This is a genomic window from Dolichospermum flos-aquae CCAP 1403/13F (assembly GCF_012516395.1).
Lineage (GTDB): Bacteria > Cyanobacteriota > Cyanobacteriia > Cyanobacteriales > Nostocaceae > Dolichospermum > Dolichospermum lemmermannii.
On record NZ_CP051206.1, the window covers coordinates 592,639 to 614,419 of the forward strand.

At 34.1% G+C, this 21,781-nt stretch carries 23 protein-coding genes and 1 pseudogene; 9 read left to right on the forward strand and 15 right to left on the reverse strand.

Annotated elements, in window-relative coordinates; translation table 11 throughout:
- Positions 1–58 precede the first annotated feature (58 nt).
- Both HGD76_RS03160 and asnS read left to right on the forward strand, forming a co-directional pair.
- Positions 59–403 (forward strand): sll0565 family protein, encoded by a 345-nt coding sequence (locus tag HGD76_RS03160; RefSeq protein WP_168694938.1) that lies wholly within the window; start codon positions 59–61, stop codon positions 401–403.
- Between the two features lie 84 nt (positions 404–487).
- Positions 488–1,879 carry an asparagine--tRNA ligase gene (asnS, locus tag HGD76_RS03165; protein WP_168694939.1) on the forward strand — a complete coding sequence of 464 codons (1,392 nt, stop codon included), beginning with the start codon at positions 488–490 and terminating at the stop codon, positions 1,877–1,879.
- 49 nt (positions 1,880–1,928) lie between these two features.
- On the opposite strand, the gene HGD76_RS03170 is transcribed toward asnS, so the two are convergent.
- The 4 genes from HGD76_RS03170 to HGD76_RS03185 all read right to left on the reverse strand — a co-directional run bounded on the left by HGD76_RS03170 (position 1,929) and on the right by HGD76_RS03185 (position 6,519).
- The gene (locus HGD76_RS03170; RefSeq protein ID WP_168694940.1) at positions 1,929–2,741 is read right to left on the reverse strand and encodes a DUF4351 domain-containing protein; all 813 of its coding nucleotides are present in this window, start codon (positions 2,739–2,741) and stop codon (positions 1,929–1,931) included.
- Between the two features lie 63 nt (positions 2,742–2,804).
- Positions 2,805–4,085, reverse strand: coding sequence for a photosystem II assembly protein (locus HGD76_RS03175; protein ID WP_168694941.1), 1,281 nt, complete (start codon positions 4,083–4,085; stop codon positions 2,805–2,807).
- Positions 4,078–4,998: an SPL family radical SAM protein gene (locus tag HGD76_RS03180; RefSeq protein WP_168694942.1), complete on the reverse strand. Its 921-nt coding sequence runs from the start codon at positions 4,996–4,998 to the stop codon at positions 4,078–4,080. The genes HGD76_RS03175 and HGD76_RS03180 overlap by 8 nt, the downstream gene beginning before the upstream one ends.
- Before the next feature lie 150 nt (positions 4,999–5,148).
- Entirely contained in the window at positions 5,149–6,519 is a 1,371-nt protein-coding gene (locus tag HGD76_RS03185; protein WP_168694943.1) for a helix-turn-helix domain-containing protein, read from the reverse strand.
- 163 nt (positions 6,520–6,682) lie between these two features.
- Between HGD76_RS03185 and HGD76_RS03190 the strand changes: the two genes are divergently transcribed.
- Positions 6,683–6,913 carry a hypothetical protein gene (locus HGD76_RS03190; RefSeq protein WP_168694944.1) on the forward strand — a complete coding sequence of 77 codons (231 nt, stop codon included), beginning with the start codon at positions 6,683–6,685 and terminating at the stop codon, positions 6,911–6,913.
- A gap of 652 nt (positions 6,914–7,565) precedes the next feature.
- On the opposite strand, the gene HGD76_RS03195 is transcribed toward HGD76_RS03190, so the two are convergent.
- From HGD76_RS03195 to HGD76_RS03220, 6 genes and pseudogenes are all read right to left on the reverse strand, one after another.
- Complete coding sequence (locus tag HGD76_RS03195) at positions 7,566–7,736, reverse strand: type II toxin-antitoxin system HicA family toxin (RefSeq protein WP_325064837.1); 171 nt, start codon at positions 7,734–7,736, stop codon at positions 7,566–7,568.
- A 29-nt stretch (positions 7,737–7,765) separates the two neighbouring features.
- Complete coding sequence (locus tag HGD76_RS03200) at positions 7,766–7,963, reverse strand: type II toxin-antitoxin system HicB family antitoxin (RefSeq protein WP_168694945.1); 198 nt, start codon at positions 7,961–7,963, stop codon at positions 7,766–7,768.
- 77 nt (positions 7,964–8,040) lie between these two features.
- Positions 8,041–8,160 (reverse strand): annotated as a pseudogene (locus HGD76_RS25105) (PIN domain-containing protein); the annotation flags it as partial.
- Positions 8,161–8,162: 2 nt separating this feature from the next.
- Positions 8,163–8,504 (reverse strand): DUF5615 family PIN-like protein, encoded by a 342-nt coding sequence (locus HGD76_RS03210; RefSeq protein ID WP_168694946.1) that lies wholly within the window; start codon positions 8,502–8,504, stop codon positions 8,163–8,165.
- A gap of 3 nt (positions 8,505–8,507) precedes the next feature.
- Positions 8,508–8,834 carry a DUF433 domain-containing protein gene (locus HGD76_RS03215; RefSeq protein ID WP_168697348.1) on the reverse strand — a complete coding sequence of 109 codons (327 nt, stop codon included), beginning with the start codon at positions 8,832–8,834 and terminating at the stop codon, positions 8,508–8,510.
- Between the two features lie 80 nt (positions 8,835–8,914).
- Positions 8,915–9,208 carry a hypothetical protein gene (locus HGD76_RS03220; RefSeq protein ID WP_168694947.1) on the reverse strand — a complete coding sequence of 98 codons (294 nt, stop codon included), beginning with the start codon at positions 9,206–9,208 and terminating at the stop codon, positions 8,915–8,917.
- A 196-nt stretch (positions 9,209–9,404) separates the two neighbouring features.
- Between HGD76_RS03220 and dcm (HGD76_RS03225) the strand changes: the two genes are divergently transcribed.
- Entirely contained in the window at positions 9,405–9,824 is a 420-nt protein-coding gene (gene dcm / locus HGD76_RS03225) for a DNA (cytosine-5-)-methyltransferase (protein WP_168694948.1), read from the forward strand.
- A 235-nt stretch (positions 9,825–10,059) separates the two neighbouring features.
- On the opposite strand, the gene HGD76_RS03230 is transcribed toward dcm (HGD76_RS03225), so the two are convergent.
- Positions 10,060–11,193 (reverse strand): ISAs1-like element ISAsp2 family transposase, encoded by a 1,134-nt coding sequence (locus tag HGD76_RS03230; protein ID WP_168694588.1) that lies wholly within the window; start codon positions 11,191–11,193, stop codon positions 10,060–10,062.
- A gap of 191 nt (positions 11,194–11,384) precedes the next feature.
- Here HGD76_RS03230 and dcm (HGD76_RS03235) point away from each other — a divergent pair, with 191 nt between their 5' ends.
- The 3 genes from dcm (HGD76_RS03235) (at position 11,385) to HGD76_RS03245 (ending at position 14,531) form a co-directional block, all read left to right on the forward strand.
- Entirely contained in the window at positions 11,385–12,341 is a 957-nt protein-coding gene (gene dcm, locus HGD76_RS03235; protein WP_267904366.1) for a DNA (cytosine-5-)-methyltransferase, read from the forward strand.
- Between the two features lie 248 nt (positions 12,342–12,589).
- The gene (locus HGD76_RS03240; RefSeq protein ID WP_168694949.1) at positions 12,590–13,807 is read left to right on the forward strand and encodes a nuclease-related domain-containing DEAD/DEAH box helicase; all 1,218 of its coding nucleotides are present in this window, start codon (positions 12,590–12,592) and stop codon (positions 13,805–13,807) included.
- Positions 13,808–13,907: 100 nt separating this feature from the next.
- A complete protein-coding gene (locus HGD76_RS03245; protein WP_168694950.1) occupies positions 13,908–14,531 on the forward strand; it encodes a DEAD/DEAH box helicase in 624 nt (207 codons plus the stop codon).
- A 69-nt stretch (positions 14,532–14,600) separates the two neighbouring features.
- Here HGD76_RS03245 and HGD76_RS03250 read toward each other — a convergent pair whose 3' ends face one another.
- The 3 genes from HGD76_RS03250 to groES all read right to left on the reverse strand — a co-directional run bounded on the left by HGD76_RS03250 (position 14,601) and on the right by groES (position 17,550).
- Complete coding sequence (locus HGD76_RS03250) at positions 14,601–15,389, reverse strand: hypothetical protein (protein WP_168694951.1); 789 nt, start codon at positions 15,387–15,389, stop codon at positions 14,601–14,603.
- Between the two features lie 107 nt (positions 15,390–15,496).
- Positions 15,497–17,131 carry a chaperonin GroEL gene (groL, locus tag HGD76_RS03255; protein WP_168694952.1) on the reverse strand — a complete coding sequence of 545 codons (1,635 nt, stop codon included), beginning with the start codon at positions 17,129–17,131 and terminating at the stop codon, positions 15,497–15,499.
- A 107-nt stretch (positions 17,132–17,238) separates the two neighbouring features.
- The gene (gene groES / locus HGD76_RS03260) at positions 17,239–17,550 is read right to left on the reverse strand and encodes a co-chaperone GroES (protein ID WP_015083039.1); all 312 of its coding nucleotides are present in this window, start codon (positions 17,548–17,550) and stop codon (positions 17,239–17,241) included.
- Positions 17,551–18,604: 1,054 nt separating this feature from the next.
- Here groES and HGD76_RS03265 point away from each other — a divergent pair.
- Positions 18,605–19,282 (forward strand): response regulator transcription factor, encoded by a 678-nt coding sequence (locus HGD76_RS03265; RefSeq protein WP_168694953.1) that lies wholly within the window; start codon positions 18,605–18,607, stop codon positions 19,280–19,282.
- A 36-nt stretch (positions 19,283–19,318) separates the two neighbouring features.
- Here HGD76_RS03265 and HGD76_RS03270 read toward each other — a convergent pair whose 3' ends face one another.
- Positions 19,319–19,942: a Uma2 family endonuclease gene (locus HGD76_RS03270; protein WP_168694954.1), complete on the reverse strand. Its 624-nt coding sequence runs from the start codon at positions 19,940–19,942 to the stop codon at positions 19,319–19,321.
- Between the two features lie 368 nt (positions 19,943–20,310).
- Here HGD76_RS03270 and HGD76_RS03275 point away from each other — a divergent pair, with 368 nt between their 5' ends.
- Positions 20,311–21,759, forward strand: a complete 1,449-nt coding sequence (locus HGD76_RS03275) for an IS4 family transposase (protein WP_168694730.1) — start codon at positions 20,311–20,313, stop codon at positions 21,757–21,759.
- Positions 21,760–21,781 lie beyond the last annotated feature (22 nt).

Sequence of the window (21,781 nt, forward strand, 5' to 3'; positions counted from 1 at the left end):
GTGCTGAGTTAAGAGTAAAAGTTATGATTTAATCATCATAGCCAATGACTAATCACCAATGACTAATTTAGACGAAAATCCCCAGCCAGATTTTGCACAGGAATTAGAGGAGGTAGAAACTTCACTGCGATTCTTGAAAGATAGATATACCCAAGTGCAAAATGATCAACAACAACAGGCACAATGGCAACAGGAATTAAAAAATTTAAAGCAAAATAGAAAGCAGACTCCAGAAATTAAGAACGAACTAAGCCGCCTGCAAAAACAGTTAGAAACCTTAGAAATCAACTTAGAAAGCCAGTTGTTTTCTTGGAATAGCCTGAAAAGACCTTTTTGGCAAGCTATTCGTTTTGGTGGTTTAGGCGTTATTATAGGTTGGTTATTAAAATCTTGGGTGGGGTGATTTAAAATATCCCCGACTTCTAAGATCCCCGACTTCTTCAAGAAGTCGGGGATCTGATCCTTTAAAAAATACAAATTTTAGAAAATGCTAAATTCTCGGATTGCGGAAATATTAAGAAGTGGTAAACCCGAAGAAACTTTGGTAGTTCAAGGTTGGGTAAGAACAAAACGCGAATTGAAAGGATTTGCGTTTCTAGAAGTTAATGATGGTTCATCTTTGGGGAATTTGCAAGTTGTCATTAATCAAGACTTACCAGATTATCAAGGAATATTAAAACAAATCAATACAGGTGCTTCTATAGAAGTATCAGGAGTGCTAGTAGCTTCTCAAGGAAAAGGACAAAGAATAGAATTAAAAGCAGATACAGTGAAAGTATACGGAGACGCTGATCCTGATACCTATCCTCTGCAAAAGAAACGTCATTCCTTTGAGTTTCTGCGAACCATTGCCCATTTGCGTCCTCGAACAAACTCCTTTGGTGCAGTATTTCGGGTGAGAAATGCTTGCGCGACTGCTATTCACCAATTTTTTCAACAACGGGGCTTTTTATGGGTGCATACTCCCATTATTACCGCCAGTGATTGTGAAGGTGCGGGTGAATTATTTAGTGTTACCAATTTCAATTTAAAGAATGTTCCCAAAACAGAAAATCAAGAAATTGATTATAGCCAAGACTTCTTTAGTAAACCGGCATATTTAACAGTTAGTGGCCAATTAGAAGCCGAAATCATGGCTATGGCTTTTACTAATGTCTATACCTTTGGTCCCACATTCCGGGCGGAAAATTCTAATACTTCGCGTCACTTAGCCGAATTTTGGATGGTTGAACCAGAAATGGCTTTTTGTGATTTAGAAGGTGATATGGATTTGGCTGAGGAGTTTCTCAAACACATTTTTAAATATGTGATGGAAACCTGTCCTGAAGACATGGAATTTTTCAATGAACGGATTGATAATACTGTTTTAGAAACTGCAAATAACATTATTAACAATCAATTTGAACGGTTGACTTATACAGAAGCAGTCAAACTTCTAGAAAAAGCCGATGTTAAATTTGATTATCCTGTGAGTTGGGGTGCAGATTTACAATCAGAACATGAACGCTATTTAGCCGAACAACTGTTTAAAAAGCCCGTGATTGTGACAGATTATCCAGCACAAATCAAAGCCTTTTATATGCGGTTGAGTGATGATGAAAAAACCGTCCGCGCGATGGATATTCTCGCACCAAAAATAGGGGAAATTATTGGTGGTTCACAACGGGAAGAACGGTTAGATGTGTTAGAAAAACGGGTTTTAGCACAAGGTATGAACCCGGAAGATTTGTGGTGGTATTTAGATTTGCGTCGTTATGGTACTGTTCCCCATGCTGGTTTTGGTTTGGGGTTTGAAAGATTGGTGCAATTTATGACAGGTATGGGGAATATTCGGGATGTTATTCCGTTCCCTCGCACACCAGAAAACGCGGAGTTTTAATGATTTTAGAGACGTTATTTACAACGTCTCTTTTAAAAATCTTATCTTTCTAATTGCTAACTTTTTGATTTAACCAAGTTACCAAGTCAGCAACTTCATAAAAATCAAATAACGCTTCTCCTAAATCTTCTAAATCGTCAGCAGATAAATTTATAATCTTGGTCATTAATGGATCATTAACATCACCAAAACGCCGTTTTAAAAGACGATTAATCATTTTCAATGCTTCTTTTTGCACGATATCTTGATAAATGACAGACTCTTTCATAATATCCTCCCGGAGAAATTGACGAACCAAATCTTTTTCAAACCGTAAACCTGCGAGAACTTCTACACAACCAGCAATATTTTGTTGCTGTTCCCTATCTGGAATTGTAGCGACTTTTTGAGCTACTTGGGATAATAAACTTTGTGCTGAGTCAGTGCGGGTTAAAGTTGCTAAAGGTAATAATGCGGAATTATCTAAAAATACCCTTGAATCTTGTTCCCAAAGACGCACAACCTCAAATTTGTGAATAGTGGTATGATCTCGATATTCTTCAGTAAAAGCCACTTCGTCATTAGTTTCCTGCAAAAAGATTAATACCTGAGTTACAGGACATTTATATTGACGCTTTAACCTGACAGAATAATCAAGCATTCGGAAATTAAGGGGAGTTTTAGATTTAGGTAAAGTCTGAAATTCAATATGCAGAATTTGGTTTTCTGTTTGCAGAAATGTCACAGAATCAGCACGAATGGGTTCAAGTGTTAATTCTGTTTTCAATACTTCAATTTGTGTTGGTTCTACCCCCAGTAACCAACGCACAAAATCAGCAGGATACTGTTCAGCTAAATATTTACAAGCGTTATCGTAGCTCAAATCTTTCTCCTTTACTAATCATTTTGGTGATATTTTATAATAATTTATTTAACATTAAATCCTCTATTTTTTGGCTAATATTACATAATCATCTAATGTGTAGTGTGATTCGTGATTTTGATAAAAATACTTTTTGATCATAGGACTCATATAAACTTGTTGAGGTAAATTTTCTCTAGCAAATTTTGCAAAGCCACTAGAATAAGCTGTTCTTAAACCAGTTGAGGTTAGATATCTATACCAAACTAATTCTAATCCAAATTCTGCTACAAATTTACATACTAGATTTTCTTCTTGTTCTTTATCTTCTACTTTCTGAGTATTATAAAATTTAAATAACTTTTTATCTTGCACAATTAGTAATACATATCCTTGATGATTTAAACTTTCAGCAAATATTTGTTTATATATATTAGTCGCTTCCTGATGTTTAACTGTATCGTTAAAAAAACAATGGGAAATAACTATAAAATCAAAAAAGTTTTTTGGGATATTATGAGATTTTTCATCCCAGGTAAATATGTCGTTAGTCACAAAGCGAAAATAAGTATTTATGGAAGTAATCCGCGATTCAATATATTTACGCCAAAATTGAAGTCCTCGATACTGGAAAGCGTCTTGTTTTTCTAAAGAATAGTAAGATAAGTGCATTTGAGGAATATCAAAAAAGCTGCTACAACTTTGGAGAAATAAAGCCAAACCATAAGCTGTTGTTCCTGGTCCAGCAGCAATATCAAGAATGTTCAATTTAGTTGGTAGCAACCCATCTTGGTAAATTAAAAACCATGCTAAATAGAGACAATAGACATTTTCTGAAAAATATTTCATAAAATAGACATGGGGGGTCAGACTAAAACGGTAGTCTGGATCTTTTCCCATTTTTAAGCTATTAATATCATCAAGAGCATCTTCTAACTTAATTGCTAATTTTTGTTCAGGAATTTTACTAAATTCCTCTTGAAGATATTCCACTAGTTTAACTTCAAAATCATCAAATATACGCTCATCAATTCCTGTAATTTGTAGTTTATATTCATCATGCTCCACTAATTTAAAAGCTTGATATATATAGTTAATAAATTCTGCATCTGACTTTAATAACAGATGAGATTTTGATTCTTTTACTGCTGTTACTTGTTTTCTTAAATTTGCGGTTTCGCGTTTATGTTCCTGGGAAATCCGTTCAAGTTGCAGTTTATCCCTAAATAGTTTCTCTAACCATGAAAGACTTGCTCCCGATTTTTGAATCTCTTGCAAAATTTTCACAGCACTTCGTGTATCACCACGCTGTAATGCTGATTTAAATTGCTGACTTCTCCACCAATTAATAATAAAATTACTCATAACCAAACCCGTCTTTTCCTTCTTTTATTTCTACACCTGGAAGCTGAGAAACTAACTTTTCTTTAAATCTCTGATAACTAAATCTATCAGAATTATACCACCAAGCATACTTTTGTTTAATTTCTTCAGCTTCTTGACGAGTTCCTGCGACAAGAGAACGATTATTATTAGGATGAAAATCTTGAATTACTACTCTATCTGCAATAGCTAATCTCTGAATAAAGGCATCTTCATCTATTACTAAAGTTGGTAATAGAGGTGTAATTGTAATAGAAATTTTAGGAATAAAACCTTTAAAAATATCAATGCTTTGTCTGATTTTATTAATAGCATTTAATCTGGCTTTAATACTAGGAGAACGGGGTTCAAAATCTCTTCTCACGGCTTCGCTACCTGTGGGAATGCTCATATTAATTCGTAACCGTTGAAACCTTTGTAAATAATCAATATCTCTAGTAATAATGGGACTGCGAGTTTGAATTACTAAATTTGGCCGATAATCAAGCATTACTTCTAATAAACTGCGAGTTAATTGATGTTTAGACTCCAAAGGTTGATAAGGATCTGTTACACTACTCATGTAAATTCTAGGAGGTTGCTTGGGATTTTTCCGATACCAAGTTTCTAATTCTTTTGCTAAAACAACCGCCGCATTTTCTTTATAAATTACCCATTTACCCCAGTCTTGACGCATTTGAGGATTAGGACTAAATGCAGCAGCATAGCAATAACTACAGCCATATTGACAACCCCGATAAGGATTGAGGGTAAAGTCATAAGCAGCAATAAACCCAGTCGCTTTTGTTAGTAGTGATTTAGCATTTTGGGCGTAAACTGTAGTATCTCCAAATTTTTCGCGCACGCATTTTGTAGGAGTTTCGTCGCTATAACCTTCATACCTTGGTTTCGCCATATTTTAATATGTTATTCACTTGATAGATCCTAAAAATGCTATTGAATACATTTAAATATAAGCACTGCTGATACACAAACGTATATTCACGTATTTTTATATTTTTTTATAAACATAGAGAAAATAGTAAGTTGAAATTAGGAATGTTATTTAAAACGTATATTTCATGTTCAAATATACTTTAAATAACGAATTTAACTGAAATTTAACTCCTTCTTCTTCTAACACTTTTTCTACTAAACACCGTCGTGTTAAAGATTGTATAATTTGCAAAAATCTAGCATTTGATAATTCAAAATCAGCGGGTTTTTGGAAAATATCTATAGGTTCATTTTGTGTTGCTAACCAGTTGATAACCTTATTTTCTAATTCTGATAAACGTTCTAAATGATTTTCTAAAAGTGCTTCTATATCTCCTAAAAATAGATCATCATTAGCTGTTATAAATAGGGATACTTTACCATTAAAAAATTCTATTATAGTTAATATAATGATATTTAACCAATCAGGATGACCTTGATAAAGTCTTATTAATTCATCCCATTTATCCTCATCTTTTAAACCTTTTTCTCTCAATATTGCTTTAGCATCTTTTCCTAAACCTTGAAGATGTAATGTTTTTGTGTGTTTGTTTTGAATTTCTAAAGTTTCTATATCTGGGGGTTTTGCTGAACTAATCAAAATTAAACAACTTTGATGAGATGATGTGGCAATTTGTTGGAAAAATTTACTATAATCTTTATACTCTGTTAAATATTGACCTGCTAAGTTACCAAATTGAAAAATATTATCTACGTCATCAATGATTAGTAAACAACGAGATGAGTTAAAATAATCTATGATTTCAGGTAATGGGTTTGATTGTGATTGAGAAAAAAATTGTTTAAGTTCATCTTTAAGAGTTATTAGTTGAGGAAGATGATCAAGACTGCGATAAATAATATAATCAAATTCTGTTTTAATTTCTGAGATTAGTTTCAGAGTTAAAGCAGTTTTACCAATTCCATTTAATCCATAAATTGTGATTAGTCTAGTTTTATTTTCTAATATCCATTCTTTCAGAGTAGCAATTTCTGAATTGCGTCCATAATTATATTTTAATTCTGGTGCTTTTGTTAAGTCAATTATTGGTATTTGATGTTGGGTTTCGGGAGAATTATAACTTTTTTGTTTATAGTTAGTAGTTTTTATATCTTTGTCACAAATATTAATATTGCCTTCATTAACTTGTACACCAAAATCATCCCTTTGAGAAATACGATGTTTCTTTTCTACTTTAGAACGGAAATTATCTCTATTAAAATTTTCTCCTAATGCTTGACTTAGCTTTTGCCATAATTTAGCTGCTTCTTTTTTAATGTGAGACTCACTGCAATTATTAAATTCTTCAGCTATTTGCCAATATTTTTGACCTTGCCAAACGCCTTTGAGAATTGCTTCTTGTACAGGAGTAAGATATTTACCTGTATTTTCAAAGATTAAATTATCCATGTATTGTAAAATGTCATCAATGTTTCGCATATTATGTTCACATTTGTATATTTTATATTCATAATACTATAAGTATACCAAATCCTACAAATTCCTACTAAAAGCTGTGTACTAAATCCTACAATCGTTAAAAAATTAAAAGATACCATCAGAAATAAGGGACTTCCATAGATTTTTCAAGGAGTGATATTCTATGTTATCAACAAATTTACTACATCTTGCTATTGAACCCGTAACAACAACAGTAGGCTTAATTGCTTTAGGAAAAGCTTTAGGGCTTTTTGGTGCTGCTGCTGGTGGTTCAATAGCTGGTAAATATGCTGCTGGACATAAAGGTGAAAAAGCATTAAAAGAGGGAATGAATTTTACTCTAGCTAACATTAGACTCGCTGAAGATATTAATGACAGGGCTTCTCAAGACTAAAAGGATACTCAAGAGAAACTTTGTACTCTTTCGACACTATTTTCCCTATTCAAAATTTATCTAGTTGTGAGTAGGGAAATTTTTAATTGTTTTTACTAACCAGGAGTGGTATATGAAAATAATACCAAAAAATGCAGCCCCTTTCATTCTAATTATACTGGTTATTTTTGTTGTATATTTCATTGCTAGTTGTGTTGCAGGTTAGAAGATAAACTGCTTGTGTTATTCTTCGGTTGTAGTAGTGCTAAGTTGAGTAAAACGAGTATAAATATCATTAAAAAACCATGTTATTAATTCCGTTTTACCCAACGATTTGCTACAATCAAACTAAACTGTTCCTATTAAAATCTTATGCCATCACCTAAGATTATTGAACTTGAACAAATATTGTAAACTTACTCCATTGAAGATAAACAATGGTTATTACAGCAGTTAATTCAACAACTGGGATTAGATAATCAAGAAAAACCACCAGTAAATTATAAACAACAAGCAAAAGAGATTATTGCAGAAACTATCAGCGAAGTTTTAGCTTTATCCAAAAACTGCGAAGAGGAAGTTTGGAAAAAATTTTATGCAGCCAGTGGAAGAATATCGGCAAAATTAAATGAATCGGATTTCTTATAATCATTAAAGTCGTCTTTATTAAAATTTAAATAAGATCATATTCGGTTAAATTCGCTTGTTTCATCAAACTTTTTAGAAGTCCAATTTTCAAATCTTCATTACCATGAATTGGTATAGAAATACTGATGTTATTTTTTTTAAAACGATGATGACTGCCTTTCACTCTGATTAATTGCCATCCTTTCTTTACCAGTATTTATGATAATTTTTTACCTGATATTGCTTTCATACATTTAGTTCCACTACTCTGTCAGAAGAGCTAATATTTTCTGGTTCATCCTCTGCATATAAACTGATTACTTCTTTAAGATTCTCTAATACTTCTTCAATGGTTTCTCCTTGAGTGTAACATCCATGAAAAATTGGTACTTCAGCCCAATAACCGCCCTCTTCGGCTGTATGAATTATTGCTTTAATTTTCATAAGGTTGGATTTTCCTGATAATAGGAGTGTGGTTACTTAATATTAAGTATATACAAAAATATATTTTACGTCCAGAACTAATTTTCTAACTGTAAATCTTTAACCCTAATTAAATCAGAATCGTGAGAAACTAAAACTAAATTATGAATAATCGCAGTAGCAGCTATTAAAATATCTGCGCCCTGAATAATTTTTCCGATTATTGCTGTGGACGAATCACTCTAACTAATTTATTTTCAAGAGTACCTTCACTAAAAATAGCATTATTGATAAGTGCTGCTTGTCTTTCTGTCTTTAAGTCTTCCTTGCAGAGGATAATTCCAAAATGGTTAGGTTGAGATCGGTGCAGTCGTCTGAAATCATCCCAATTTCGTGTCAAAACAGCGCGTTTATCTGCGATCGCAAATTCTAGAACATCTTCATCAGGAATTCCTAATCTAGAGTTTCCCGTTTCTTCAGTAGTAAGGACATCGTGACCAAATATCCGCAGCAATTCTACAATAGGCAGAGGAAAATTTTCATCGGCATAAAGACGTGCCATTTTTCAACTTTCCTCATTCCTACGAATAGCAGCCTCAATTTCCTCTGAATGAGCATCAGCATAACCCCAAGCATTAACTAAATCCTCTGCCTTTAAGTGGGGAAAATCCTGCAATATTCGAGCATCGGAAGCATCTAAGCGGCGATAATTGACCAGCGACCAAATGGGGATGCGAGTATTGACGATTCTGGCATCACCACCACACACTCCGGGAGTTTTTTCAATTCCTTGCCAAACATTGCTTAAACTTCGCACTAAGAGTTGGATAGCTTGTGCTTTTTCGGATGGACTTAATGCCAGAAGTTCTGGTTCTAAATCTTTTAAGGTCATAGATACTTTTGTTTTTGTATTTTTGGACATTTTGTTTTAGTGAGGCACAAAACAATATTCGTATCTAATAAATAACCCATTTAACCCCGGCGTTTTACAGATCCATCGAAAATTCTCATTTGCTCTGGAGTTAAATCATTGAGCATTCCTGAAACGAGATGTAAAGATAAAATTCTTTTAATCCGTTTCGTTAGTTCTTGTTCAGATATATTATTAACATCAGGAACATCAACAGGATCAAAAGTACGATTAATTACTTTGAGCATTTCCTGTATATCTAAGTTTTCTTGATAAAGAGGATTATTGTCAATTAGAGTTTTGACAATTTCGGTTAATTTTTGATAATTAGATTGATGATTAATAATTTGAGTCATAGTTAAACCTCCTCAAAATAATTATCGTTACTAAAAACAAAGCTGAACCCTATTATAACAGCTACAATATCCCTGAGAAGTATCGTTATAATAGCATTCTTTACTTTATCATATTTTCATAAAAAATAATTATCGTTACTAAAAACATACATACTATGTTAATATATAAATTGTTTGTTGATATTAATAGCTAAAAATGTCTACCACTATTAAGTTTATTGATTTATTTGCAGGAATTGGGGGAATGAGATTAGGCTTAGAAAAAGCCTGTAAATCTTTAGGAATTCACAGCGAATGTGTTTTAACTTCCGAAATTAAATCTACAGCAATTAAAGTTTATCAACAAAATTTTAATGAAGATAAAATCTGGGGTGATATCACTGAAATATCAAGTCAAAAAATACCTGATTTTGATGTTTTATTAGCTGGGTTTCCCTGTCAACCTTTTAGTAGTGCAGGAACAAGACAAGGATTTTTAGATACTAGAGGAACTTTATTTTTTGAAATTGAACGTATTTTACAAGATAAATCACCTTTTGGATTTTTATTAGAAAATGTTGAAGGTTTAGTTCCAGGGGAAACGCATCTAAATTATCTTGACAGAATACTATATTAGTGCATCAATATGGGAAAATATCTAACTTCATTCAAAATCTGATAAATTCCTTTATTAAAATTATAAAAATTTCATAAATTTAGAGTAATTATTTATTTTTAATGATGGATTTATTTTGTTCAGTTCTATATATTAATATCTATATTTTTTGGCATCAAAAATATAGATTCTATTGTAGAATCAACAGAAAAATAAATTGGTTATATTTATATTTGTCTATATTTTCTGATTTTTATCAGATACATTCTAAAATCTTCTCTAAATATTCATCATCCCATCCTGCACAAAACTGCTTACTTTTAGTTCCTAGTTTTTGGCTTTTTTCTTTTCCTAAAAGATTAACTGCTATATGACGAATAACTGCAAAGTTTTGTGGTGCATTATCCTTTCTTATCCGACAATCATCTTCTCTAAAAGCTACATCTAAAACCCAGTGTAATGAATTCTCTATACCCCAATGAGTGCGGACTGATTCTCCTAGTAATTTCGCATTATTTGTCAAACTACTTATATAATAGCCTGTCTCAACCTTCGTTTTTCCATTAACTTTTCGTATATATTCTACCATTCCTACACTTTGAAGATTTACCCATTTCTTATCAGTATCTATTCTTTCTTCTATGTCTGATAACATGAGATAATGACGAATCTCTTCTCTTCCATGTTTGTCTTCTTTTGTATGAAATTCACTATATTTGAATCCCTCAAACCCTTTAGATATAGCTTCTTTGAAGATTTCTTCTACATTCTTATATAAATTACCTTGATTCTTTTTGAGTGCGATAATATATTCGCCTGATTTTTCTGCAATTGATTTTACTATCTCTTTTTGACACCCCATCGCATCAATCGTTACTAAACATCCGGCTATATCTAATACTTTAATTAATTCCGGTATGGCTGTTATTTCATTTGACTTTTCTTCTACTTTACATTGTCCTAATACTAATTTATTACTAGTTGCCCATGCACTTACCATGTGAATCGCACCTTTATCCTTTCCTTTATCATATGAATGCCTTAATGTTTTCCCATCTATTGCTATGACTTCTCCTTCTGTAATTTTATTGATAGATTTTATCCAACTCAAAAAACAATTCTGAAATTGTTGCGGATCTATTCTCGCAAATACTCTGGCGAATGTATCATGAGATGGAATCCCGTTTGGAAGTTCTAAAAATTGTTTTAGCCATTTTTCTTTCTTTTTTCCATAAGCCTCCATCAATACCCAACTATCTACTCCACAGATCACTGCACAAATCGCAATGGTTACTATATCTATTAATTTATGCCTTTTTGTTCTCTCAACTCTTTTATCTTCTAAATCTTTAAAGTGATCTACTATTGTGATTTTTGGTGGTAGCTTCATTTTGTGAATTTTGTCTCTTTAGTTTTATTGAGAATACCACTTCAACTCATTTTATTGATTCTTATAGAAACGAATTTACCATCAAATTTTCTTCATACTCATTTATTGGCTTGATATTAACATGGTAATACTGCCCTTTTTATCTATTCATAGAAGTTACATTTTGTCAAAAAAAATTAGATGCGTTTCCCCTGGGTTTAGTTCAACATGATGACGGTAGAACATTAACAACTATTGTAAATAAATTAGAACAATTAGGTTATCAGGTTAAATGTGATGTTTTGAATGCTAGAGATTTTGGTGTTCCTCAAGATAGAAAAAGAGTTTATATTACTGGAACTAAGACAAACTCTATTTCTTTAAATTTTCCTAGAAATAATAAATCTGTATTATTAAATATTTTAGAAACAGGTTGTCCGACGTTACAAACAAATTTTGTAAAGAAATTATTAGCACAATATTCTCTTGATGAACTTTATGGTAAATCTATTAGAGATAAAAGAGGAGGAGAAGATAATATTCACAGTTGGGATTTAGAATTAAAAGGAAATGTTAGTACAGAACAAAGAGAATTACTAAATTTATTACTAAAACAAAGAAGAAGAAAAAATTGGTCTGCTAAAAAGGGTATTCAGTGGATGGATGGAATACCGTTAAGTTTAGATGAAATTGAGACTTTTTATCAACATAAAAATTTAAAACAAATATTAGATGATTTAGCCAATAAAGGTTATTTAAAATATGAACATCCTAAAGATATTCAAGAAGTAGTAAATAAAGATGGTAAAACAGTAAAGAAAAGAGAATATAGACTTGATTTACCAAAAGGCTATAATATTGTAGTTGGTAAACTCAGTTTTCCAATTAATAAAATACTTGATCCTCATGATATTTCACCAACTTTAGTAGCTACTGATATGCAAAGATTAGCAGTAGTTGATGGTAAAGGGTTAAGATGTTTAACAATTAGAGAGGGATTAAGATTATTTGGCTTTCCTGAAGATTATCACATTAATTTACCTATCAATAAAGCATTTGATTTATTGGGAAATACTGTAGTAGTTACTGTGGTAAGAGAAATTTCGGAAAGAATAGTTATTCAAAAAATGCTGTCAGTTCCTAATAAGGTTTATGTATTGACTAGATAAGACTAATAAACCAGAAGTGTTGAATGTTAAGATTTTGAGGATTGTGTCCAAGTTGTGCATTGGTATTGGTGATACCAAATTTGATCAATTAATGACTCTATTCTCAATAGACAATGGATTTTACCTGGGTAAAACGCAAAGATTGTAAAGTTTTATTGCAGGATTCAACACTTGTGGTATAAAACCTAGTTTTGGAATATTATATATTTTATTTTACACCTAATTTTTTATATTCTAGGCTTACAGTTATGGCACGTATCTTTCCTGACTGGGATGCTATCAACAGCATGAACAACCCTTTAACTAAGGGAGAAAAGGCTTTAGCAAAGTTTCTTTATGAAAATCTCAGTGACAACTGGGAAATTTATGTACAGCCATTTCTTAATGGTGATAGACCGGATATTGTTATTTTAAATCCCCATGTAGGTGTAATGATATATGAAGTTAAAGATTTGAATTTGGATCTTTATTACTGGGAATCAAACAGATTGTTTGTTAAAACAATAAATGGATCATATCCTACAGATAACCCGATTGAACAAGTGCGCCATTATAAAAACAGTATCTTAAATCTATATATTCCTAGCTTGAGAGAAAAGATTGATCAGAATCCAAAGGCTTTGAGCCTTATCAGAACTGGTGTTTACTTTCATGAAGCAAGCACTCAAGAAGTGTCTAATTTTCTGCAAAATTCTAAATATACTTCGTCAGTTAATGAACCAATAATAGGTTTTGATAGTCTCCATAAAAATAATTTAAAAACTGTAGTACCTGACTGTAATTGGACACAGAGTAAATGGATTAATTCTAAAGATAGTCATATTTTTGAAACTCTTCGGAATTGGCTATCTCCCCCTTTTCATAGTAAACAGCAAGGTACAAAAATCAAACTAGATGATAGCCAAAAACGTCACGCTGAACCCAAACCTGGACATCATCGCATCAAGGCTGTAGCAGGAAGTGGAAAGACATTAATATTAGCTTATAGGGCAGCAAAATTAGCTTCAGAAGGTAAGCGTGTTCTAGTTATAACATTTAATATAACGCTCTGGCATTATATAAGAGATCAAATAGCTCGTACTCCCTTTGATTTTGATTGGAAAAATATTGTCTTTAAGCATTTTCATGGTTTTTGTAGTGATGAGTGTAAAAGATTAGGTATTGAGTGGCCTAATAGCAAGGAAAACGATCAGCTATTTAAAACTATTATACCTAATCGGTTAATTGAAGTTATTACAGGAAAAATACCTCATAAAGCTAGTAAAGACCAATTAAATTTTGATGCAATATTAATTGATGAAGGACAAGATTATTATTGGGAATGGTATAACCTCATTTGTCATTATTTGAATGAAAGAAATGAATTATTGCTGGTTTGTGATACTAGACAGAACATTTATCAAAGAGATATAGACTCAGGGCAAACGCACCTAAATTCTGTAATCCATGCCCAGCAAGGGTTTTAACTTTTAGTTACAAAACTTAACAATCGTCAAAACCTTTGTCCAGTAAGCATTCTAAAAATAAGATGCGCTTGCCCTGGATATAGACTGGACAGATGGAAAAATGAGAAATGTAAAATTTAGAGGTGATTGGGGTAAGTTGAAAGAAAATAAATCTTATAGACTGCCAAATCAAATTGTTCAAGTAGTTAATGATTTTGCAGTTCAGTTTCTTGAAAGAGAGGCAGAAAATAATTCTATTGCTTACAACCAAATGGAGTTATTTGATAACCCGCAACTCATTTGGGAAAATGTATCTACTATAAATCAAGGAATTGAGCTTTGTGAAAAAGCATATAATCATTTTTTTAACCAAGGTATTCAACCCAGTGACATAATTTTCTTAATACCTGATCATAAAATCGGATGGCAACTTGTTGAAAATTTTGAAAGTAAAGGCATAAATGTAAATCATGTATTTGAAAATCCAGAAAAAAATCATTACCATAAAAAGTCATTTTGGATGGGAGATAGTAGATTAAAAATGTCTACTATTCACAGTTTCAAAGGTTGGGAATTAAAGACGGTAATTCTTCTCATTTCAGAAAATACATATCCTATGAACACAGGAAAAAGTCTTGATTATTTGGTTTATACAGCATTATCAAGAAGTCTGAAAGATTTATGTGTAATTAACTGTTGCAATAAATATGATTCCTTTGGTAATACGTGGCAACAACTAAATTAGAAAATCGCAATGCTCCAACTAAATCTTGATAGATTACCAAAGGTGTAAAATTTTATGCAAAATTTTTACTTAAATTAATCTTGCTTTAGAGAATAAATGAGGTCTATTTAGTTCACCTTCTTCATTTAACAAATTATCAATATCCCAATTAAAATTATTTATGAATCTTTTTATTACATCATATTTAATTGTATCTAAAGAAGATTTATTAATATTTCGACTGTATTTTAGTGATGTTGAATTAACAGGAATACCAAATTTATAATCATTAGTAATACTATTTGGAGTTAGCTTAACAGTCATATTTACATCATTGGTGTTAGTAATCATAGTTGTTAGCAACACATCATTAAAAGGTAGAGAAGCATTCCAGATATTTAATAATGCTTCAATTTGATAAATAAAAGCCTTTGCTAAATCATCATAATTTAAGCATTTTCTTCCAGGAATAACCTCTAGATTATAATCATTATTATCATTAAGAATTTGAGAAGTTTTTTGTACACTACGTTCCAGGCACAACAAAAATTCACAATGACCATTTCTAAAAATTTTAATTCTGTGGCCTAAAGAAGAATCATGGATGTAATCCAAATTTTTATTAATTAATCCATCTTCATCTGATCTAGGGGAATTTTCTATGCTATTCACATAACTACTATCGTATCCTGAAACAGGAAACTGTTTTAAAGTATGAATTGACTCTGATAAATTAGGGTTCTGCGGCTCAATAATATTATCAGATATATTAAAAGGTGTGATGCTAACTGCAATCCATACATATCTTCTTGCAAATGTAATCCATTCTTTTTCTCTAGATTCAATAAACGTTGAATTATTTACATCTTGCATTGTCATATTTTTCCTCCTCTTCCTTCGTGTTCTTCGTGTCTTCGTGGTTTATCCAAAAAAATGACCGCTTCCTTCCACAAGGGGCGGCCATTATTTAAAAGTAGGAAAAGATTTTAGTAATCGTAATCTCCACCCATACCAGCGCCAGCAGCAGGAGCGCCGTCTTTCGCTTCAGGCTTATCAACAATGATACATTCGGTTGTCAACACCATACCAGCGATAGAAGCAGCGTTTTGCAAAGCAGAACGAGTTACCTTAGCGGGGTCAACAATACCAGCTGCCAACATATCAACGAATTCGTTGGTAGAAGCATTGAAGCCAATGTTGAAATCCTTCTCTTTCACTCTTTCCGCAATTACAGCGCCGTTTTGACCAGCGTTTTCGGCAATTCTCTTCAGAGGAGCAGGTAAAGCCCGAACGACGATTAAAGCACCTGTCAACTCTTCATCTTTGAGGTGGCTGTGCGCCCAAACTTCCAATTGAGGAGCGAGGTGAGCCAAGGTTGTACCACCACCGGGAACAATACCTTCTTCTACAGCAGCCTTGGTAGCGTTGATAGCATCTTCCAAGCGTAGTTTCTTGTCCTTCATTTCGGTTTCGGTAGCTGCACCAACTTTAACTACAGCAACACCACCGGACAATTTAGCCAAACGCTCTTGGAGTTTTTCTTTGTCGTAGGAAGATTCGGTTTCTTCCATTTGACGACGGATTTGCTCAACACGAGCCTTCACACCAACTTCATTACCTTCAGCCACAATTGTGGTGCTGTCTTTGGTGATGGTGATGCGGCGGGCTTTACCTAAGCTTTCTAACTTGGTGGTATCTAGTTTCAAACCAGCATCTTCAGTGATGAGTTGACCACCGGTGAGAACTGCGATATCTTCTAGCATAGCCTTACGGCGATCGCCAAAACCAGGAGCTTTCACAGCAGCCACGTTAAGAACACCGCGTAAACGGTTAACTACCAAAGTTGCCAAAGCTTCTTTTTCGATGTCTTCAGCAATAATTACCAAAGGACGACCGGAACGAGCTACTTGTTCGAGGACAGGAACTAAATCTTGTACCAAAGCAATCTTCTTGTCAGTCAACAAGATGTAAGGCTCATCAAAAACAGTTTCCATCCGTTCTGCATCGGTAGCGAAGTAAGGGGAAATATAACCCTTATCAAAGCGCATCCCTTCGGTGATTTCCAATTCGGTGGTCATAGACTTCCCTTCTTCTAGGGAAATTACGCCTTCTTTGCCCACCTTGTCCATAGCTTGAGCAATCATAGCCCCGACTTCTTCGTCGTTACCAGCAGAAATTGCCGCAACTTGAGCGATCGCTTTAGAATCTTCTACAGGGCGAGCGTGTTCAGCAATTTTTTCTACTAAAAAGGCAGATGCTTTGTCAATACCGCGCTTCAATAAAATCGCATTAGCACCAGCAGCAACGTTCCGCAAGCCTTCTTTAACAATGGCGTGAGCCAAAACGGTAGCTGTGGTTGTACCATCACCAGCAGCGTCATTGGTTTTGGAAGCAGCTTGACGAATTAGAGCTACACCAGTATTTTCGATGTGGTCTTCTAATTCAATTTCTTTAGCGATGGTGACACCATCATTAACGATTTGTGGTGCGCCAAATTTCTTTTCTAAAACTACGTTACGACCTTTAGGTCCAAGGGTAACAGCTACAGCTTCAGCGAGAATATCAATACCACGCTCTAGAGCGCGACGGGCGTTTTCGTTGTAAATAATGCGCTTTGCCATAATAAGTCTAAATCCCGGTAGTAAATTAAATTTTTCTGATTTTCAAAGAAATTGGTGAGTGGTGAACAGGTAATTCGGAAAAATTCTTACCCATCACCCATGCCCAATTAGCTGACGATTGCTAAAATGTCTTTTTCAGAAAGCAATACATATTCTTCTGTCGCCAGCTTGATATCAGTGCCAGCGTACTTGGAGTACAACACTTTATCGCCAACATTAATGTCCATTGTTTGACGAGTCCCGTCGTCATTGCGCTTGCCAGGTCCCACAGCGGCGATTTCGCCAACTTGGGGTTTTTCCTGAGCATTATCGGGCAAAAACAAACCGCCTGCGGTTTTTTCTTGGGGGGCGCTTACTTTGATAAAAACGCGATCGCCCAGGGGCTTAACGGTGGAAACGCTTAAAGATACGGCTGCCATACAAAATTTTTTGCTAAATTAGCACTCTCGACTCATGAGTGCTAATCTAGCTTTATATAGGACATAATAGCAATCATGACTTGTGTACGGGTTTCCGAACTAGGGCTAGGGTGGCAATACTTAAGTGCAAATATCCAATTATTTTAGTTGTCAGGGTTTGTTGCGTAGGTAATGAATATTTTGATATGGACAACTTTATTTGCAAACTTGGGAAATTGTTATAGAACTGTAATCAGGGATCTACTCAATGAGTAACAGCACCGTGATCCACGAACAGGCATCTCATCCCTACAACTACTAGGGAACTGGGAACTGGGGACTGGGGATTGGGGACTGGTGACAGGGAGTATTTAGCTCTTCCCCCATTACTAATTACCCAGTCAAAAAAACAGATAAATGCTCAATTCTGTTACAAATCAGCTAGTCTAGAACTTGGTAATGCTGTTAACAAGGACTGGGGGAGCGATCAACCCATCAGTTAGCACACAGTTATTCCATAGGCATCTTCACAGCCCAAGCCAAAAACTTGCGTGTTTGTTGTTCTAGAACGATAATGGTAGTTTACCTAGATGGGGTCTGGTATCGCCAATTAAATCCAGAAGTCATGAGAGCAGGTCATCCAAGACCAGTAAATTGGCCATGAGGATGGTGAAAAAATCTGTATTTTTAACCCATGCTTTGCCAAAAAAAACTTCCCGGCTGATTTTGAACCTCTGATAGAGGCTTCACATCCTAAGGATAAGTAGAGCAGCAGTATGCCAATGAAAGCGCAGGTGAGTTTTGAACTAAGGTCATCTTGAAAAATACCGACTTGTGATTCACAAGGACGATAATTTAATCAGGGTTTTCAGCCTGCAACTTTCAAATGGATCTATAATAGCGCATTATAAAGACTACTGCTATACGTATCCTTACTAGACTTTTTCCATTCACCTGCAAGTCTGTTGAAAGTAACTAACACTTTTAAGACTTAGGGGAGTTAAAGTAAGTTAAGTGGGAAAAAAGACAACATCCTAAGTCATCCACCATACGGGATAACTATATCAATACCTTAATGGATCGAAGCGCGAGAAGTGCCACTGTTATGAAAGAACCCAGCATGAAAGACCACAAAAGACTTCTATTCATTGATGATGACCCTAACCTCATCTTGCTGGTGAAGGATTACTTAGAGTTCCGGGGCTACGAAGTCATCACGTCCGCCAATGGCAGAGAAGCCCTGGATCTTCTAGAAACCGAAGTTCCAGATATGATCATCTGTGATGTGATTATGCCGGAAATGGACGGATACACTTTTGTCGAAGAAGTCCGCAAGACTGAACGAACTAGTTGGATTCCCGTTCTTTTCCTCTCAGCTAAAGGTCAAAGTGCAGACCGAGTTAAGGGGTTAAATAAAGGTGCTGACGTATATATGATCAAGCCCTTTGAACCGGAAGAACTCGTAGCACAAGTAGAATCCTCACTTAAGCAAACTATCCGTTGGAAAGAACATCAAACCAAGGGTGCGGACAGCGGTTCTCGTATCCAAGTTCCTTTCGATGTCCAGTTAACCCCCACTGAACTGAAAGTAGTCCAGTTTGTCGCTAGGGGTTTAGCAAACCGCGAAATCGCTGAAGAATTAAATGTCAGCCAGCGGACTGTTGAAAGCCATGTGTCCAATATGTTGGGCAAAACCAATCTCCACAACCGGACTGAATTAGCACGGTGGGCGATTGAAAATCAAATGGCTTAAACAATTTTAGATTTTGGATTTTGGATTTTGGATGATTTATCTAAGGTCTAAAGTCCAAAATTTTTGATTTTGGATTTGGGAAAATTCCGCTGGAGACGGAAAATCTACATCTTCATAAAGTTGCGTCATTGTTCCTGCAAAGTTAATGCTTTGTAATTGAAATGAAGTTTCCTCTCCTGCATAAGACTGTAATACCCAAAGTCCATCTTCATTACGGCGGAAACATTCAACTCTCGGTTTTTTCGGATTAATTAAAATATATTCTTGTAAAGTTTCTATAGTTTGATAATCAGCAAATTTGTCACCTCGATCAAATCCTTCTGTAGAATCAGATAAAACTTCGATTATTAAACAGGGAAATCTTTTATATCCTAGTGTGTCTTGATCACGCTTGTCGCAAGTTACCATAATATCAGGATAAAAAAATCTATTTAAAGACTCAATTCTGGCTTTCATATCAGAAATATATACTCGACAACCAGAACCACGCATATAATTACGCAGTAGTGTTGCCAAATTAAGAGCTATAGTAACATGAGCTTCTAATGCGCCAGCCATTGCGTAGATATATCCATCAATGTATTCATACTTAATGGGGCTATTTTCTTCTAATTCTAGATATTCTTCGGGAGTGATGTAGATTTGGGGAGAAGCAACCATATTTAAAACCTCAAAAATTAAGATGTAGGCTTAACACCAATACCCGTGAATGAAATTAATAGCCTACAAATAATTACTAATATTAATTCTGCAAATATTAAGGCATAAAAATAACTTCAGTTTAGTCTAAACTCCAGGCAAAATGTATCTAAAATTATATGATCATGAGATTTTTCTTGAATTTATAAATCATCAATCTTGTCAATTATTTGAAATCAAATTTAAAAAATCATAAATGTGTCATTTTTTTCGTCGAGAATTTTTATTCCTGCTCCAAAATGAGTAGCCTGATAGTATATATTGACAAAATATGAAAGAATATTTAAGCTTTATAAGAGTTTATTTCAAGTCATCCTTGACAGTTTTGTATGGGAATTCAAAAAGAACATCATCAGATGCTTACTCAGTTTACGACAGAATATGATCTGCAACCAATTGCAAAACATTTATCAACTATTATCAAAGAATCTTTGGCGAGTGTTTCATCAAGTAAATGTCGTCAAGGAACGATTCTAGTACCAACGTTTGTCATTTGGTTTGTAATTCTCTCCACTATCCGTCGTGATTTAAGTTATTTAGGAATAATGGATTGGATGATATCAGGATTGAGGTGGTTATCCTGTTGTCTACCAAAACAACTTATTTCTGAAGGTGCTATGAGTCATGCCAGAGTTCGTATAGGATTAACAGTTTTTCAACTAATATTTAAAAAACTCACTTCTAGTTTGACAACATTGAAATATGACTTTCATAAATGGACTACAGTAATATTTGATGGTTCCACAGGTACGACACCTGATACTGAAAGTAATCGTGATAAATTTGGGAAGTCTAAATGTGGTCGAGGAGAAAGTGCTTTTCCCATGCTGAGAATAGTCACATTAATATCAGCATCAACACGCCTGATCCTAGATTTTACCTATGGTTCGAGCCAAGGTAAAGGAACTGGTGAAAGGACTTTAATGACTAAATTACTGGCACAATTTAACCAGAAAAACTTATTATTTTTATTAGATGCTGGTTTATATTCCTTTGCAACTATTTTTAGTATTCGTACAAAAGAATGCGACTTTTTACTTAGGGTAGCTTCTAATGTTAAACTACCTGTTATCTCTGATTCTCGTTTGCCAGATGGATACATGGCTAGATATCCAGATGGAAGTTATTTATCAGAAATTAATGGCAAAATTCTCAATTTAGAAAAATCTACAGAATCGCATAAACAATGGAATCAGGAAAGTATCATTGTCCGAGTTATTGAATATCAAATTCCTGGTTTTCTCCCTCGTCGTTTAGTTACTAGTATTATTGACCCTAATATTTCTGCCAAAGAATTAATTATTCACTATCATTGCAGATGGGAGGTGGAAATTAGTTTCTGTGAAATAAAAACACATCAATGTGCTACGCTCAAAGGACAAATGCCCACTATTTTTCGGAGCAAAACATCTGAATTAGTCGAACAAGAACTTTATGCTATGTTAATTGCTTATAATCTACTCCGCGATTTAATTTACCAATCTGCTAACGAATATAATAAAAATCCTTTACTCCTTAGTTTTCTTGAATCTTTGCAACTAGTTATAGATTTAGTACAACTCATCAGCCATTCATCCTTAAAATTACGAGAAATTCAACATCAATATTTATTATCATTAATTTCCCAGTCTGAAATTGATCGCCCCCGACGAAAACGTATTAATCCCCGTGTTGTCAAAATTAAAATGTCCAAATTCAAGCGCAAAAACTCTTCCCATAAATCTGAAATCAGAGATATAGAAAAAGACTTGAAAATCCTTCCCCCACAAGCAGTTTGACAATTTCATTCACGGGTATTGG